Source organism: Lactonifactor longoviformis DSM 17459, assembly GCF_900129135.1.
Classification (GTDB): domain Bacteria; phylum Bacillota; class Clostridia; order Lachnospirales; family Lachnospiraceae; genus Lactonifactor; species Lactonifactor longoviformis.
Map to the genome: position 1 here is coordinate 1 of NZ_FQVI01000049.1, position 13,208 is coordinate 13,208.

Here is a 13,208-nt window from a genome sequence, read left to right on the forward strand (position 1 = left end):
ACCTTGTGTCAGCCCCTTTGTGGGGCTGCGGATTGAAATTTGTATAAAAATCCCCACAATAAGGAGGTGATCATATGCCACAGCCCATAGTGATCAATGGAGTCACGATGCCTACTTTGAAGAAAGAGGGGCTGACAATAACAAAAGAAAAGATCTGGTCTAAAAACACCGGGCGCGCGGCAGACGCAAGCATGATAGGTGACATTGCAGGGTATAAATACAAATTACAATGTCAGTGGCCGCCATTAAGTAGGAGTGAAGCAGCTATAATTGATGCTGCAGTCACCCCTGCTTTTTTTAATGTCACTTTTCTGGACCCCGGGAGTAATGCAAGGATAACCAGAATGTTTTATGCCGGAACCCCCACATACCCTGTTTATAGTTATGCGAATGGAACGAAAACCTATCAGGGGGTAGCGGTAGATTTAATCGAAAAATAAAAGGAGGCAAATTTATGTTGAAGACAAGCAAGAGCATTTCATTGACAGGGAATAGTATGATTGGAGAAAAATCTGTGCTTTATATGTCCGCTACGATTAACACGGCGGATGGCAGGTCTAATTCTTCCACAACGGTTCAAAATATGGAGCTTTACGAAGCAAACAAAATTGAATGCCGGCAGGACGAGGATGATTTCAAGGCTATGGTTCGCGAATTAGAGGATAGTATTAATACAGTTAACACGGAGGTGACTCAGCAATGAAGATTAAAAACAGTGACATATTAGGGTTTTACAATTATGCTCCTGGGATTATGGATAAGAGTATTCCACGCCCCCTTTATACAGCAATAAAAATCAACTTGGATACATTGAATAATGCTGCGAAGTGCTATGCCGAAGAACAGCAGAAGATAGTAAGGCAATATGCAGAAAAAGACACGAATGGGGCCGATATAGTAGTGGATGGCAATTATAAAATTGCCGATCCTGAAAACTATAAAAATGAGATTGAGGAGCTTTTGAATATAGAAGTAGAATTTAATATTCAGACAGTGACGGAAGAGATTCTCAACCGGTGCGATGAAAACAATAAGTATGATGCATTAACTGGCAGAGAGTATCAGGCCATAGAATTCATGACTGTTTACCAAGAATAGTTTGGAGGTGGGAAGGTGTATCAGTCAACAACAGCATTTGGGGATCTGATACAGCAGGATTCCCGTACCTTCCATGCAAGGCTGGTGGTGGATAGCAAAACCACTATAACGGATGGAATTAAAAGTATTGTAATAAAAGGCGGCTCAAACAGTGGTGAATCTTTTATTATTGGAAGCTGTGTAAGCCAGTATATTGAGGTAGAGCTTTATAAGCCGCCTGTCCCTATAGAAAGCCATGAGATAGAGATTTCTTTTGGAATATTGGTAAATAGCGCAATAGAGTATATCCCCATGGGATTGTTTACGGCAGAGAGGCCAGAAACAGACGAAGGAAGTATTAAGTTCTCAGCATTTGACCGGATGATGCTAACTGAGCGTGCATTTTTTTCAAGCCTACCGGAGAATACAACTACAATAGCTGTATTAAATGAGATGTCAACATTTCTGGGGATTGATATTATTACCTCAGGTTTAGTGAATTATGATATGAAACGCCCAGACGGATATACTTGCCGGGAAGTGTTGTCTTATATTTCTCAGATGTATGCAGGATTTGCCATTTGCAACCGTAGAGGGCAGATAGAAATCAAGAGATATTCTCCTATTCAGTACGCAGTGGAAAGCAACCGATACTGGGACAGCTTTATTCATAACGATTTTCCATATGATTTTCTTCGGATCGTCTGCTATACCGGCAAGGATGCAGATGGCAACAGTATATCGATCGGAGCAGGAACCGGTACGAGAGAGATGGCTATTTCAAACCCGTTTATGACCCAGGAAAGGTTGAATGGCGTGTATAACACATTAAAAGGTTTTTCATATATGCCTGGAAGCCTTAAATTTATGGGGGACCCCAGATTAGATGCCTGGGATATAATTTCGGTTAAGGGCACAGACGGAACAATCTATAAGGTCCCCATAATGATGATATCTCAAGAGTTTGACGGTGGACTTGCTACAGAAATTAAGGCTACGGGAGAATCTGAGGTTGAATCTGACCAAGGATTTAAAGGACCCATGGCTCAGAGTATAGATAGATACTCTGTTCAATTGGCGCTGGTTAATCATGCTATTATTAACAAACTAGATGCGGAGTATGCAGAAATTACGTTTGCAAAAATAAAGGATCTGGAAGTCATTAACGGCAAGTTTGAGAATCTTGACGCAATATATGCGAAAATAGAAAACCTGACAGTAACCAACGGAAAGATTGATAACCTGGAAGCTAATTATGCCAACATAGAAAACTTACTGGCTGGCAACGCTGGCGTGGGTGATTTGGTAAACATACATTTGACCACTCAAAATGCAGTTATAGATAATGCCCTTATTAAAAATGCAGTAATAAACTCAATATCTGTAAATGACCTTCTTGCCGGAAAAATTTTTACTAACAAATTTGAAATATGGTCAGATGAATCCGGTGGTATGAAGATTGTAGGGGCGACGCAACAATGGTTAGATAAAAACAATATTGTCCGTATGCAAGCCGGTTTGGATTCTGGCGGCGTGTTTAATTATTACATTTTGGATGCATCCGGGAACATAATGTTTGATGCGCTGAATGGAGTAAGGGCGGATGGAATCAAGACACCGGTAATAGTTGATGGAATGGTAGCTGATAATGCCAATATACAAGGCAAGAAAATAGATATTCAATCTTTAGTTACTCAGGTTAATGAAAGTAATGTTCAGATCAATTCCAGCAAAATTATTATGGATGCTGGCGGACAAAATCTGCAAATCGCATTTGATAGTATGCAGGAGGAGATAAATGGGATATCGGTATCAGCGGGAGGCTTAACTCTGCAAACTTTTGTAGAGGGAGCTAAAAAGGATGGTGTCGAGGTATCAATTATCCATGCAAAAGTCTATGCAAATAATAAAGATGTTACGCAGGAATATGGACCTGAACATTTTGTTTGGACTAGGAGTTCTGAGGAAGCAGAAGAGGATTTGGCTTGGAATAATCAGCAAATTACTGGGCATTTTCTTGAACTGCGAGGGGATGAAACCAATTTTGAAGCCGAGTATTCTTGCAATTTTTATCTTTGGGAGGAGGCGCCCCTATTAGATTTCTTAGGCAATGACATTTTAGCATTGGATGGTACCCCTATAATAGGAATGAAGTAGGGCTACCGCAATCCCATTGCCTTTAGATAATGGGGAGTTCACATAGGAGGATAACAACATGGGTAAAATTAAGGATTACGATGAGAAATTAAACGCTGATGATTCAGATGTGTTTATTATAGAGGATGCAACGGCTACAAAATTCACGAAGTTTATCAGCTTATATAACTCAATTAAGCTTAAACTTGGACTTGGGACTGCAGCTACAAAAGATATAGAAAGCGACTTGGACGCTGCTGTTGATGGAAACCCTGCAGATGTGAGTATTTGTAAAAACTTAAAAAGTCAAATTGACATACTCAATTCCGAAAAGGCCCCTACAAGTCATTCGAGTTCTGGGACGGAATATGGTTTGGCATCCAATACGCAATATGGCCATGCAAAACGTTCAAATACTTTACCAAAAGTTGCCGGGACTGCAAATGCAGGTTCAGAGAACAGTACGTTTGCGGCAGGAGACCATGTTCATCCGCTGCAGACTACGGTTAGCGGAAGCAGTGGAAGTTGTACGGGGAATGCGAATACCGCATCTTCACTACAAAATACACGCTATGTTGATGGAGTAGGATTTAAAGGCGACTCCAATATACACCATTATGGAGTCTGTACAACTTCAGCATCAACAGCCACAAAAACGGTTAGCATATCAGGCTTTTCTTTGTTAACAGGTTCCCGGGCAATCGTCAAGTTTACTTATGGCAATACAGTGGCTAACCCAACGCTGAATATAAACAGTACAGGGGCTAAAAGCCTAAATTACAGAGGGGTAGGAGTTAAATCTGGATATATTGGTGCCAATTCTCTAGTGGAAGTTGTATATGATGGATCCCAATATAATATCGTAGGGGATTTGACCCAATCACAGGTAGATAACCTACAAGGTGTATCCGGACTAAAAATACAGTATGGTACAGCAACCATTACCACGGCTACTTCGACAACAGCGACAACGGTTAACTTAGCAGATAGTTTTAGTTCTAACCCAGTTGTTACAGTGACGGTAGACGCCGGTACTTATTGGACAGATCGCATAAAGGTTTCCGCCAACGTGCTAAGCCCTAATAGTTTCACAATCAACCATATATCAACCTCAGAAGGCACAAAGTTTCCCGTCATGTGGATAGCTATTGGGAAGTAAAAAATGCTCTAGGTAATTTTTAGAAATAAGGTGAACATTATGGCAATGAGGCTTGTATCAAAGACAACCGTATATGATAAGTACGCTATATCGAGAAAATTTAGCGCCCAGGATACCTCCATAAAGGCTATACAGGGCAACATCTCTTTATTAGTATCTGAGTCAGAGATAGAGGAACTTAAAAATGGCAATAAAACTATGTATAGTAAGTTGTCATCTGTACAGATGGATGTAGACGCTATAAATCTTTCTGTTTCCAGCTCAGAATACAAAGACATAGATGGAGTCCTCACAGCAATCTCCCAGGCAAGATCAGATATTACTTTAAACAAAGAAAGCATTGAGCTTAAGGTTAGCAAAGATTCAGTTATTTCGTCTATCAATCAGACTGCAGAAGCTATAAAAATAGATGCGAATAAAATAAGCTTGACTGGTAACGGCCTGATTGAGATTTTGAATACAGGAACCACTTCTATTGTGGCGGATAGAATTAAATTGGAGGGGCTTGTTACTGCTAATGGAAATTTTAGAATACTCGAAAACGGAAGTATGGAGGCGTTAAACGGAACGTTCAGCGGTAACGCAGTTATTACGGGCGGAGAGATAAGTCTAAAAGATTTAGCGGGTAATAAGGAATTGATTATAATTGAGGGGGCGAATGACAAAGCATTTATTACCAGTAATTCTTTGCACTTTGGAGATAAAGGTGTTCCTGGAGATTATTGGATAGGGATAACTTCTATAAAAGATAATTGCTTTTTTTCTGCAAATGATATTAATGGTTATGCCCGTTTAGGACCAGGCGGAATATCAACCAGCGGAACCTGTGACATTAGCGGGACTTTATCTGTTAATGGTATATCTCAATTCAGAAATACTGTTTATATTTATGGTAGTCTTTATCCGGATTATATTTCTTGTAAAGGGAACGTAATGATATCTGGAGCCCTTGTAGCAAGCGGGGGAAAATCAAGAGCTGTTAGTACACAGCACTTTGGAACAAGAACTCTTAATGCGTACGAAACACCAGAGCCTATGTTTGGAGATCTGGGACACAATACAATAAGCGTTGATGGTACTGTTATTATACAAATAGAACCAATATTTCAAGAGACAATCAGTACAGAATATGGTTATTATATTTTTTTGCAAAGTTATTCCAATACTCCAGTATGGGTGAGCTCAAAAGAGCTTGCTTTTTTTATTGTATCAGGAGCACCAGGGACAGAATTCGATTGGGAAATAAAGGCGCATCAGAAGGGATTTGAGAATACAAGACTCGAGTGCATTGATATGGCGCTTTTAGAAACGAAAGAAAAATAATTTGAAAGGGGTTGTAATTTTATATGTAATAAGCAAATTTATGTATGTAACTATTAAAATGATTTAAGGAGGATAACCCTATGTCAGTAAAAACAGTACAGGCCGTAGTTAACGGTCAGACTTACACACTTACCTATAATGCTACATCAAAGAAATACGAGGCAACAATAACAGCCCCGTCAAAGTCAAGTTATACAAAAGAGGGACATTATTACCCAGTAACAATCAAAGCAACGGACGATGCTGGGAATACAACGACTAAAGATACGTCTGATTCAACTCTAGGAGAATCGTTAAAACTGAAGGTAAAAGAGAGAATGGCTCCTACCATTATAATCACATACCCCACTGCATCGGCAACTATCATCAATAATAAGCCTGCTATTACATGGAAGGTGACAGATGATGATTCAGGAGTTAACCAGAATACCATTGGTGTGACAATTGATTCTGGCAGCAAAGTGACGTCAGGTATTACGAAGACGGCAATTACCGGTGGGTATGAGTGTACATATACACCAACAACTGCCCTCGCAGATGGCAGTCATACCATTAAGATTGATGCAAGCGATAACGACGGGAATGCGGCAACGCAGAAATCCGTCACATTCAAAATCGATACGGTACCGCCTACACTTTCTGTATCCAGCCCTGTTGATAATCTTGTTACCAATCAGGCGTCTTGTACAGTGGCCGGTACGACTAACGATATTACATCCAGCCCGGTTACACTTACAATCAAGCTTAATAGTGGAACTGCAGAGGCAGTCACTGTTGCGGATAATGGAGCATTCACCAAAACTCTTACATTGATAAACGGCAAAAATACTATCACTATTGTGGCAACTGACAGCGCAGGTAAGAGCACGACTGTGACCCGGACGGTTACCCTTGATACGGGTGCACCGGTTATCTCTTCCGTGACAATTACGCCTAACCCTGTTGATTGTGGTGCAACCTATGTGATCGCCGTTGAGGTAACTGATTAGGAGGTGCCGCATGGCAGTCAAGGAAGTAAGAGGCAAAGCGGATGACATAGACTTAATATTCACTCAAAACTTAGAGGGGCTGTGGGAAACCACGGTCCCTTTTGATTCAAACCAGAGATGGAAATATGTTGTTGAATTGTACGCGGTGGATTATGCAGGGAACGGGTCTTATATGACAACAGTCCTATTTCTGTTTGACCCGGCGGCACTTTGCTGGCATATGGTACCGTTAGAGAGCTATTATGCAGAGGCATTACCAGCGGTGTATACGTTGACGGCACTGGAAGGATATTGTACGGTTGCTGCCATATCTCTATATACAGCGCAGTCAGTTTCAGAGAGATATACTCTGGAGGAAGTCTATCCGTGCAGATTAGGAGGTGCTTATGGTTAAGTTTATTCTGGGGGAGGATCGGCACATCAAATTTCTGGTACACTCTAATAAAAACGAACATTTTGAGATTTCGGAGGCTTCCTGGGAATTACTGAAGGCCGGCAAGGTGGAGCAATCTGGAGCGTGCGTTGTATCAGTGGAAAATGAAAAAAACTATCTTGATATAAAATTAAGCCCGAGACAGCTGGGTACTTACCACCTAATGTTAACTTATACAGTCGGCGACGAAATAATTAAAAACAAAGAAGAGGTGTGGGTGGATTAATGAACTGGCCTAATATACAAATAGTGAATGCAAAAATAAATCCTAACCCATGTAAAACCCAAGAAACAATTATATTGTCCGTGGGGATCGAACCTGAAATATTTGAATTGTCCACGATGAGCGGCCTGGGAATAGCAGATATTAACAATGTAGGTATCGAGCTAATTGCGGGTGAAATATATGAATTAGCCACAATAGATGGAAACGTGTTGACAGATATCGAAGGTAATATTATAGATTTGGAGGTTTAAGTAATGGCTTTAATTAAAATAAAAGCTCTTGATGAGGCAGCTGCAGCCGCAGCGACGGATGATCTGGTAATAGAAGATACTTCAAAAACAAAGCGAATCAATCTGGGAAATCTTGCGAAGTCAATCAAGAGTATCTTGGGTTTGTATACGATACAAACCGGACAAGTTAATATATCTTTCGGCACAACAGCGGCAAGTACGGAATTCAAGTTTCCGAAACCCTTTTCGTCAACACCCAATGTGTTCGTGTGTCTTAACGCAGGAACCTACTGGATTGATAAGGTCCGCATAAATGCTTCTGGAAAAAATGAAAGTTCATTCATAATTAATCATGTAGGAACAGTGACAGCTTCGGGAGCACTATCTGTACAATGGATGGCAATTGGAAAGTAACGGAAAGAGAGGGCATATAGAGTTGGACATTATACAGGTTATACTTGCGGTATGTGGGGCTATTAGTATTGTAGGTGGCGCCGGAGCAGTGCTTTGGAAGTTGATACTTCCTGCTTTTCGGCTTACAAAAAGAGTGACGAAATTGGAAGAACATACGGAGACAGATTACAAAAGACTACTTGCCCTGGAGGAAATGCAGAAACAACAATCTAAAAGTCTTGCGGCGCTGCTTAACCATCAGATTACAGGGAATGGGATCGAAAGTATGAAGAAAATAAGGGATGAACTATTGGAAAGTATCATTGATAAGTAGGAGGAATGAGTTATGGATTTTACAGCAGTAGCAAGTGTTATAGGAATAACCGTAATTTGTTATCTGATTGCTATGGGAGTGAAGGCAACAAGCCTGGACAATAAATGGCTCCCGGTAATTTGCGGGGTGATAGGCGGGATATTGGGCATTGCAGGCATGTACATAATGCCTGATTTCCCGGCATCAGACTATATAAATGCGGTAGCTGTAGGCATTGTATCAGGGCTGGCGGCGACGGGGGCTAATCAGATAGGCAAGCAATTATCTAACAAGTAGGAGGGCCGAAATCCGCTCTCTTTTTAGTTGAAAGGAGAATGAGATATGACATTAAAAGGTGTAGATGTAAGTTACCACCAGGGGCGCATAGACTGGAAAAAAGTCAATAACGCCGGGATCCAGTTCGCCATGCTCCGGGCCGGGTATGGGAAAAATAACCTGGATAAGCAATTTCATAATAATGCAAACGGATGCAGGATAACCGGGATCCCCTTTGGGGTATATTGGTTTTCATATGCTTACACTGTAGAGATGGCGCGCCAGGAGGCAAGATACTGTGTTGCGGCCATAGACCAGTACGAGGTGCAGTATCCGGTATGTTACGATTTAGAGTATGACTCGATTAGCTATGCTCGTAAATACGGCGTGACTATTGGGAAGTCTCTGGCAACCAAGATGGCAGTAGCATTCTGCCAGGAAGTGGAACGCCTTGGCTACAAGGCCATGAACTATGCCAACCTGGACTATGCCCGGAATATGTTTGGGACTGTGCCATACGACTTGTGGTTTGCCAGGTATAATTCAACGCCTGGGCGCGGTGATATGGCCATGTGGCAATATACCAGCTCTGGTTCTGTCCCTGGTATTAGCGGAAAGGTAGATATGAATTACTGCTATAAGGATTATATTGGGAAATCCGAGCCAATAAGAGCCTGGGTGGAATATGGAGACAGAGGCCAGGATGTAAGGGACCTGCAGACCATGCTAAATCAAATAGGCTATAATCTTGCGGTGGATGGCATTTTCGGCGCGGCCACGGATGAGGCTGTGAGACAGTTCCAGACCTCGGTAGGGATTGCCGTGGACGGACAAGCCGGAAAAAATACAATTGCTAAGCTCCAGGAAACTATCAAGGCTATGCGGCCAGGGCATGATAGTTGGGTGTGGAGCCTGCAGGACGAGCTTAACCGGGAATATAATGCCGGCCTTGCTGAGGACGGAATACCTGGACCTAAGACACTGGCAGCGTGTCCACTCCTACGCGAAGGAGCACGGGGAAATATCGTAAAACTAATACAACAAAGAGTTGGGACCACAGATGACGGTATCTGGGGACCTAAGACCACCACGGCAGCTAAAGCATATCAGACCACGCATGGCCTGGATACAGACGGCATTGTGGGTCCGAAGACATGGCGGACTCTGTTAGGAATGTAACAAGAAATCCCTTGGCCGATTATGGTCAAGGGATAAGTAAAAATATTTTTCATTCATCAGGGGTATTATGATAAATCCCCATATCTTTCAATTGCTGTACAATACGATTATATAATTCTTTTGGTGGTTCCATTCTATCTAAGTCACTATGTTTTAAATTTCTTTCAATTTTCTTTCCTTCTATTAATATTATCAGTTTTTTAAAAAAGTTCATTTTATCCTCCGTATATAATAATAAATTAGACTTAATAATAATAATGTTATGCGAATAGCGCATAAAAGTCAATATGCGTATACCGCATAATATATGATTGCTTTTGAGGTGATCAAATGAATAAATTAAGAGATTTGCGTGAAGATATGGACAAGAGTCAAAGTTTCATGGCCAAATTGCTAAATGTTAATCAAACAACCTATCATAGATATGAGACTGAGGAGTTAAATATACCGGTAGAGAGCCTTAAAACATTAGCTAAGTATTTTGGCACCAGCGTAGATTATCTACTATGCCTGACTGATGAAAGAAAGCCATATCCAAGAAAACCAGTTGATTGAAAATGGCATTATTATTTAAGAAGAAAGCCCGGGGATTTAGGTCCCTGGGCTGTTTTTGGTTTCATAGAAGGAGAGCCAGTACCTATTGTAGATACTGGCTTATGAAAAAGAAAAAGTTTTGCGTTAGGTTGTTGGCCTCTTTACAAGTATTATATTACAGGATGATTGTGTTTATTCTGTGATGATAGTTTAAACATTCGCTGAAGACTTTATGAATTAATTTGGCAATCTTTAGGAGCTTTATCGTCTCGAATGCCCTTGAACACGGGCTGACGGAAGCTTCCGTTTTCAGTCGGCATAGATTCCACTATGCACACCAGCCTTGGGTCTAACCATGTGGCGGCTCCGTTTCCTTCTGGAGTATAGCCGAAAGGAGAATCATCCACTATCAGGTATGGATGCTCGTTCAGCTTGCGCATGGATACGCCAAGCGTTACATGGCCTCTGTACTTTAGAATATCCCCGTCATATTGCCCTAATACTAGGCTTGTCATGTCATTATATTTTTGTATATATCCGCAGATTACATAGTCTCCAGAGGTGTATACCTTAGATTTAATCCATTCTTTCGTACGTTTCCCGAACCAGTACAGGCTATCTTTCTTTTTGGCTACAATTCCCTCAAGCCCTCGTTCCTGGGCCAGCTCAAAGAATTTTACACCGTTATGCTCTACGTATCTTGATAATCCGAAGTAGTTATTTTCCGTCACTATGCCTTTTAGTATCTCTTTACGTTCCATCAACGGAAGCTTTGTGACGTCCCTGAAATCTTTTTGAATGATATCATAGGCCACAAAACAGGCTGGGTATTGTTTGGCCGCCAGGCGAATTTTAAAAGGTGATGTCAGCATTACCCGGCGTTGGATTTCGTAAAAATCAGTCACGCCGCTTTTTAATACAAACAGTTCCCCATCCAATATGCATCGTTTAGATACTTGTTTATGCATCTCTGCCAGTTCGGGAACGCATGGTAGTAGCTGCTTATTACGCTTGTTGCGCAAATCCGTTCCATTTTCATCTAGGTAAGCTATACATCGGATTCCGTCCAATTTCAATTCATAGATATATTCTTTGGAGTCGAAAGGCTTACGTTCTTCTCCTATTAACATCGGATGAATTCCCTTTGACAGAAATAAATCTTCGGTTATCATGCTGTTCCGGATAGCTTATGGTTTTGTGATAATTCCACGGATTTTTGAAGCGCTTCCATAAGATTGATAATATTGCTTGGCCTGCTGGTATCAACGGCAACAATTTCTTGCCCGGCAATTTTCTTTTCAATGGCTTGCCTAAGCCGTTCCTGGTATTCGTCATGATATGCGGCGGCATCAAACGGCTGAGTCATGGAATCTACTAGGGTTTTAGCCATTTCAAGCTGCTGTTTATCGACGCTGGTTTTTGTAGTAGGTACCGGGATTGATTGTATTTCCTCCTGGTAGTATAACATTTTGGCCAGTATTCCTTCTTTTGTAGGATACAGTACTATCAATTCTTCGTTTGTGGACATTACAGTTTTAGCAATTGCCACTTTTTTCTGACTCAGCATTGCCTGACGCAAAAGCTCATAAGCTTGTTCGCCTCCCGGTTCTGCCACCACGTAGTAATTGCGGTCATAATATATTTGGTCTATGTCACTCATTTTTGCAAAGTGCAGGATGTGTATAGTTTTATCTTTTTTAGTCTTGATTTTTTCTAATTCATCATTTGTTATGGTAACATATCTACCCTTCTCAAATTCATACCCTTTAATGATATCATCACTGGTAACCTCTTTGTCGCAGGAGGGGCAATATTTTTTATACTTCACCCGTTCGTGTGAGTCTTTACAAAGCTGGTTAAAATTGACGCTGATATCTCTGGTGGTTTTATACAGACTTACAGGGACATATATCAGACCCACTGATATAGCCGATTTATGAGCTACAGCCATTCCATCACCTCTTTTTAATGGTAGTATGCGCAAAAAACCCCGGGCTATTCGTCCGGGGCGTCTTCCTTTATTTCTGTTATTTCTTCACACTCAAATACCACAGGCTCCAGTATCTGCAGGAGCTTCTTGCGCAGCCAAATATGTAATAGTCTTTTAAAATGTTTAATCATGGTATATACCTCTGTCTTTTAACTCCTGTATGATACGCTGATACAGTTCCTCTTTTATGTTCTCCGGCGGCTCTGGTTCGTCCTCTATCTCTTTTTCAATTTGCTTTCCTTCAGAGATAATACTTTTCTCATCTAATTCCATATAAAGTCCTCGATGACAATTAAATATTCGGTAATAAAAAATAAAAATATATATACACCTAATATCTCATTCATGGATATTGTGTTGCATTGTTTTATATATTTTTTAGCTCTGTATAAGGACACCCTAACGGCTACGGGCGACATTCCGTATTTTTTCCCTATTTCAGTACATGAATATCCTAAGGCTTTGTTATAATATAGGATGTTGCACCAAGTATGATTATATTCGTTGAGCGCACGCATCATTTCTTTTGCCATAATGCTGTTGATTGTTTTATTTTCAAATTCATCTGCAACTTTATTTATATCAATTTCGCCAGTTTCCCTATTATAGTATTTCTGTTTATACCTTAATGCAGTATTTTTCGTAATCGAATATAGCAAAACATGTAAATTATCTATTTCATAATCGTTCAAATTAAGTTCATATAATCTTAAAAATACAGAAGCAGCTACATCCTCAGCGTCAAAAGTATTATGTAATATTTGATTAGCAACTCTAAAAACATACTTATAGTGTTCGTTATATGCCTGGGCATATTCTGTTGATTTCAAAGCAATTACTCCCCCTGTGGTTACTGTGTAAATCATAACATACATTGACATAAAAGTACCCTGGGAATATTTTCCAGGGTATTGCCTATATCTTATATGTGATTACGTATAGCCCCATTC

Annotated in this window: 21 protein-coding genes; 15 read left to right on the forward strand and 6 right to left on the reverse strand. The window is 40.6% G+C overall.

Going from position 1 to position 13,208, the window contains the following annotated elements; all coding sequences use genetic code 11:
* Positions 1 to 74: 74 nt before the first annotated feature.
* The 14 genes from BUA56_RS21620 (at position 75) to BUA56_RS21685 (ending at position 9,734) form a co-directional block, all read left to right on the forward strand.
* Positions 75 to 440: a hypothetical protein gene (locus tag BUA56_RS21620; RefSeq protein ID WP_072854835.1), complete on the forward strand. Its 366-nt coding sequence runs from the start codon at positions 75 to 77 to the stop codon at positions 438 to 440.
* A 14-nt stretch (positions 441 to 454) separates the two neighbouring features.
* Positions 455 to 703 (forward strand): hypothetical protein, encoded by a 249-nt coding sequence (locus BUA56_RS21625; RefSeq protein ID WP_072854836.1) that lies wholly within the window; start codon positions 455 to 457, stop codon positions 701 to 703.
* Positions 700 to 1,098, forward strand: a complete 399-nt coding sequence (locus BUA56_RS21630; protein ID WP_072854837.1) for a hypothetical protein — start codon at positions 700 to 702, stop codon at positions 1,096 to 1,098. Before BUA56_RS21625 ends, BUA56_RS21630 begins: the two co-directional genes overlap by 4 nt.
* Positions 1,099 to 1,113: 15 nt before the next feature.
* The gene (locus BUA56_RS21635) at positions 1,114 to 3,234 is read left to right on the forward strand and encodes a hypothetical protein (protein ID WP_072854838.1); all 2,121 of its coding nucleotides are present in this window, start codon (positions 1,114 to 1,116) and stop codon (positions 3,232 to 3,234) included.
* A 58-nt stretch (positions 3,235 to 3,292) separates the two neighbouring features.
* Positions 3,293 to 4,372, forward strand: coding sequence for a hypothetical protein (locus BUA56_RS21640; protein ID WP_072854839.1), 1,080 nt, complete (start codon positions 3,293 to 3,295; stop codon positions 4,370 to 4,372).
* A 39-nt stretch (positions 4,373 to 4,411) separates the two neighbouring features.
* Complete coding sequence (locus tag BUA56_RS21645; RefSeq protein ID WP_072854840.1) at positions 4,412 to 5,695, forward strand: hypothetical protein; 1,284 nt, start codon at positions 4,412 to 4,414, stop codon at positions 5,693 to 5,695.
* 317 nt (positions 5,696 to 6,012) lie between these two features.
* Complete coding sequence (locus BUA56_RS21650; protein ID WP_341443532.1) at positions 6,013 to 6,684, forward strand: Ig-like domain-containing protein; 672 nt, start codon at positions 6,013 to 6,015, stop codon at positions 6,682 to 6,684.
* Positions 6,685 to 6,694: 10 nt separating this feature from the next.
* Positions 6,695 to 7,078 carry a PF13754 domain-containing protein gene (locus BUA56_RS21655; RefSeq protein WP_072854842.1) on the forward strand — a complete coding sequence of 128 codons (384 nt, stop codon included), beginning with the start codon at positions 6,695 to 6,697 and terminating at the stop codon, positions 7,076 to 7,078.
* Entirely contained in the window at positions 7,071 to 7,343 is a 273-nt protein-coding gene (locus tag BUA56_RS21660) for a hypothetical protein (RefSeq protein WP_072854843.1), read from the forward strand. The genes BUA56_RS21655 and BUA56_RS21660 overlap by 8 nt, the downstream gene beginning before the upstream one ends.
* Entirely contained in the window at positions 7,331 to 7,594 is a 264-nt protein-coding gene (locus BUA56_RS21665; RefSeq protein WP_139249521.1) for a hypothetical protein, read from the forward strand. The genes BUA56_RS21660 and BUA56_RS21665 overlap by 13 nt, the downstream gene beginning before the upstream one ends.
* Before the next feature lie 3 nt (positions 7,595 to 7,597).
* The gene (locus tag BUA56_RS21670) at positions 7,598 to 7,987 is read left to right on the forward strand and encodes an H-type lectin domain-containing protein (RefSeq protein ID WP_072854845.1); all 390 of its coding nucleotides are present in this window, start codon (positions 7,598 to 7,600) and stop codon (positions 7,985 to 7,987) included.
* A 22-nt stretch (positions 7,988 to 8,009) separates the two neighbouring features.
* On the forward strand, positions 8,010 to 8,300 hold the full coding sequence (locus BUA56_RS21675) for a CTP synthase (RefSeq protein ID WP_242946853.1): 291 nt from the start codon (positions 8,010 to 8,012) through the stop codon (positions 8,298 to 8,300).
* A gap of 12 nt (positions 8,301 to 8,312) precedes the next feature.
* Complete coding sequence (locus BUA56_RS21680; RefSeq protein WP_072854846.1) at positions 8,313 to 8,576, forward strand: phage holin family protein; 264 nt, start codon at positions 8,313 to 8,315, stop codon at positions 8,574 to 8,576.
* A gap of 45 nt (positions 8,577 to 8,621) precedes the next feature.
* Positions 8,622 to 9,734: a peptidoglycan-binding protein gene (locus BUA56_RS21685; protein WP_072854847.1), complete on the forward strand. Its 1,113-nt coding sequence runs from the start codon at positions 8,622 to 8,624 to the stop codon at positions 9,732 to 9,734.
* Positions 9,735 to 9,783: 49 nt separating this feature from the next.
* On the opposite strand, the gene BUA56_RS23090 is transcribed toward BUA56_RS21685, so the two are convergent.
* Positions 9,784 to 9,948, reverse strand: a complete 165-nt coding sequence (locus tag BUA56_RS23090; protein ID WP_158641029.1) for a hypothetical protein — start codon at positions 9,946 to 9,948, stop codon at positions 9,784 to 9,786.
* A gap of 116 nt (positions 9,949 to 10,064) precedes the next feature.
* Between BUA56_RS23090 and BUA56_RS21690 the strand changes: the two genes are divergently transcribed.
* On the forward strand, positions 10,065 to 10,289 hold the full coding sequence (locus BUA56_RS21690; RefSeq protein ID WP_072854848.1) for a helix-turn-helix domain-containing protein: 225 nt from the start codon (positions 10,065 to 10,067) through the stop codon (positions 10,287 to 10,289).
* A 209-nt stretch (positions 10,290 to 10,498) separates the two neighbouring features.
* On the opposite strand, the gene BUA56_RS21695 is transcribed toward BUA56_RS21690, so the two are convergent.
* Genes BUA56_RS21695 through BUA56_RS21705 form a run of 5 tightly spaced genes read right to left on the reverse strand, consistent with a single transcriptional unit; the run spans position 10,499 to position 13,139 of the window.
* Positions 10,499 to 11,440: an ATP-dependent DNA ligase gene (locus tag BUA56_RS21695; RefSeq protein ID WP_072854849.1), complete on the reverse strand. Its 942-nt coding sequence runs from the start codon at positions 11,438 to 11,440 to the stop codon at positions 10,499 to 10,501.
* A complete protein-coding gene (gene ku / locus BUA56_RS21700) occupies positions 11,437 to 12,219 on the reverse strand; it encodes a non-homologous end joining protein Ku (protein WP_072854850.1) in 783 nt (260 codons plus the stop codon). The genes BUA56_RS21695 and ku overlap by 4 nt, the downstream gene beginning before the upstream one ends.
* Before the next feature lie 44 nt (positions 12,220 to 12,263).
* Positions 12,264 to 12,389, reverse strand: coding sequence for a hypothetical protein (locus BUA56_RS23940; RefSeq protein ID WP_278320883.1), 126 nt, complete (start codon positions 12,387 to 12,389; stop codon positions 12,264 to 12,266).
* Positions 12,382 to 12,531, reverse strand: a complete 150-nt coding sequence (locus tag BUA56_RS23095) for a hypothetical protein (RefSeq protein WP_158641030.1) — start codon at positions 12,529 to 12,531, stop codon at positions 12,382 to 12,384. Before BUA56_RS23095 ends, BUA56_RS23940 begins: the two co-directional genes overlap by 8 nt.
* The gene (locus BUA56_RS21705; RefSeq protein WP_084068197.1) at positions 12,522 to 13,139 is read right to left on the reverse strand and encodes an RNA polymerase sigma factor; all 618 of its coding nucleotides are present in this window, start codon (positions 13,137 to 13,139) and stop codon (positions 12,522 to 12,524) included. Before BUA56_RS21705 ends, BUA56_RS23095 begins: the two co-directional genes overlap by 10 nt.
* Between the last annotated feature and the right edge of the window lie 69 nt (positions 13,140 to 13,208).

Bases quoted from the DNA above. Each gene is read 5' to 3' on its own strand.
- BUA56_RS21685 (WP_072854847.1), top strand. From the start codon at position 8,622: ATGACATTAAAAGGTGTAGATGTAAGTTACCACCAGGGGCGCATAGAC.
- ku (WP_072854850.1), bottom strand. From the start codon at position 12,219: ATGGCTGTAGCTCATAAATCGGCTATATCAGTGGGTCTGATATATGTC.
- BUA56_RS21630 (WP_072854837.1), top strand. From the start codon at position 700: ATGAAGATTAAAAACAGTGACATATTAGGGTTTTACAATTATGCTCCT.
- BUA56_RS21660 (WP_072854843.1), top strand. From the start codon at position 7,071: ATGGTTAAGTTTATTCTGGGGGAGGATCGGCACATCAAATTTCTGGTA.
- BUA56_RS21640 (WP_072854839.1), top strand. From the start codon at position 3,293: ATGGGTAAAATTAAGGATTACGATGAGAAATTAAACGCTGATGATTCA.
- BUA56_RS21670 (WP_072854845.1), top strand. From the start codon at position 7,598: ATGGCTTTAATTAAAATAAAAGCTCTTGATGAGGCAGCTGCAGCCGCA.
- BUA56_RS21705 (WP_084068197.1), bottom strand. From the start codon at position 13,139: ATGTCAATGTATGTTATGATTTACACAGTAACCACAGGGGGAGTAATT.
- BUA56_RS21690 (WP_072854848.1), top strand. From the start codon at position 10,065: ATGAATAAATTAAGAGATTTGCGTGAAGATATGGACAAGAGTCAAAGT.
- BUA56_RS21655 (WP_072854842.1), top strand. From the start codon at position 6,695: ATGGCAGTCAAGGAAGTAAGAGGCAAAGCGGATGACATAGACTTAATA.
- BUA56_RS21620 (WP_072854835.1), top strand. From the start codon at position 75: ATGCCACAGCCCATAGTGATCAATGGAGTCACGATGCCTACTTTGAAG.
- BUA56_RS23095 (WP_158641030.1), bottom strand. From the start codon at position 12,531: ATGGAATTAGATGAGAAAAGTATTATCTCTGAAGGAAAGCAAATTGAA.
- BUA56_RS21680 (WP_072854846.1), top strand. From the start codon at position 8,313: ATGGATTTTACAGCAGTAGCAAGTGTTATAGGAATAACCGTAATTTGT.
- BUA56_RS23940 (WP_278320883.1), bottom strand. From the start codon at position 12,389: ATGATTAAACATTTTAAAAGACTATTACATATTTGGCTGCGCAAGAAG.
- BUA56_RS21650 (WP_341443532.1), top strand. From the start codon at position 6,013: ATGGCTCCTACCATTATAATCACATACCCCACTGCATCGGCAACTATC.
- BUA56_RS21645 (WP_072854840.1), top strand. From the start codon at position 4,412: ATGGCAATGAGGCTTGTATCAAAGACAACCGTATATGATAAGTACGCT.
- BUA56_RS23090 (WP_158641029.1), bottom strand. From the start codon at position 9,948: ATGAACTTTTTTAAAAAACTGATAATATTAATAGAAGGAAAGAAAATT.
- BUA56_RS21625 (WP_072854836.1), top strand. From the start codon at position 455: ATGTTGAAGACAAGCAAGAGCATTTCATTGACAGGGAATAGTATGATT.
- BUA56_RS21695 (WP_072854849.1), bottom strand. From the start codon at position 11,440: ATGATAACCGAAGATTTATTTCTGTCAAAGGGAATTCATCCGATGTTA.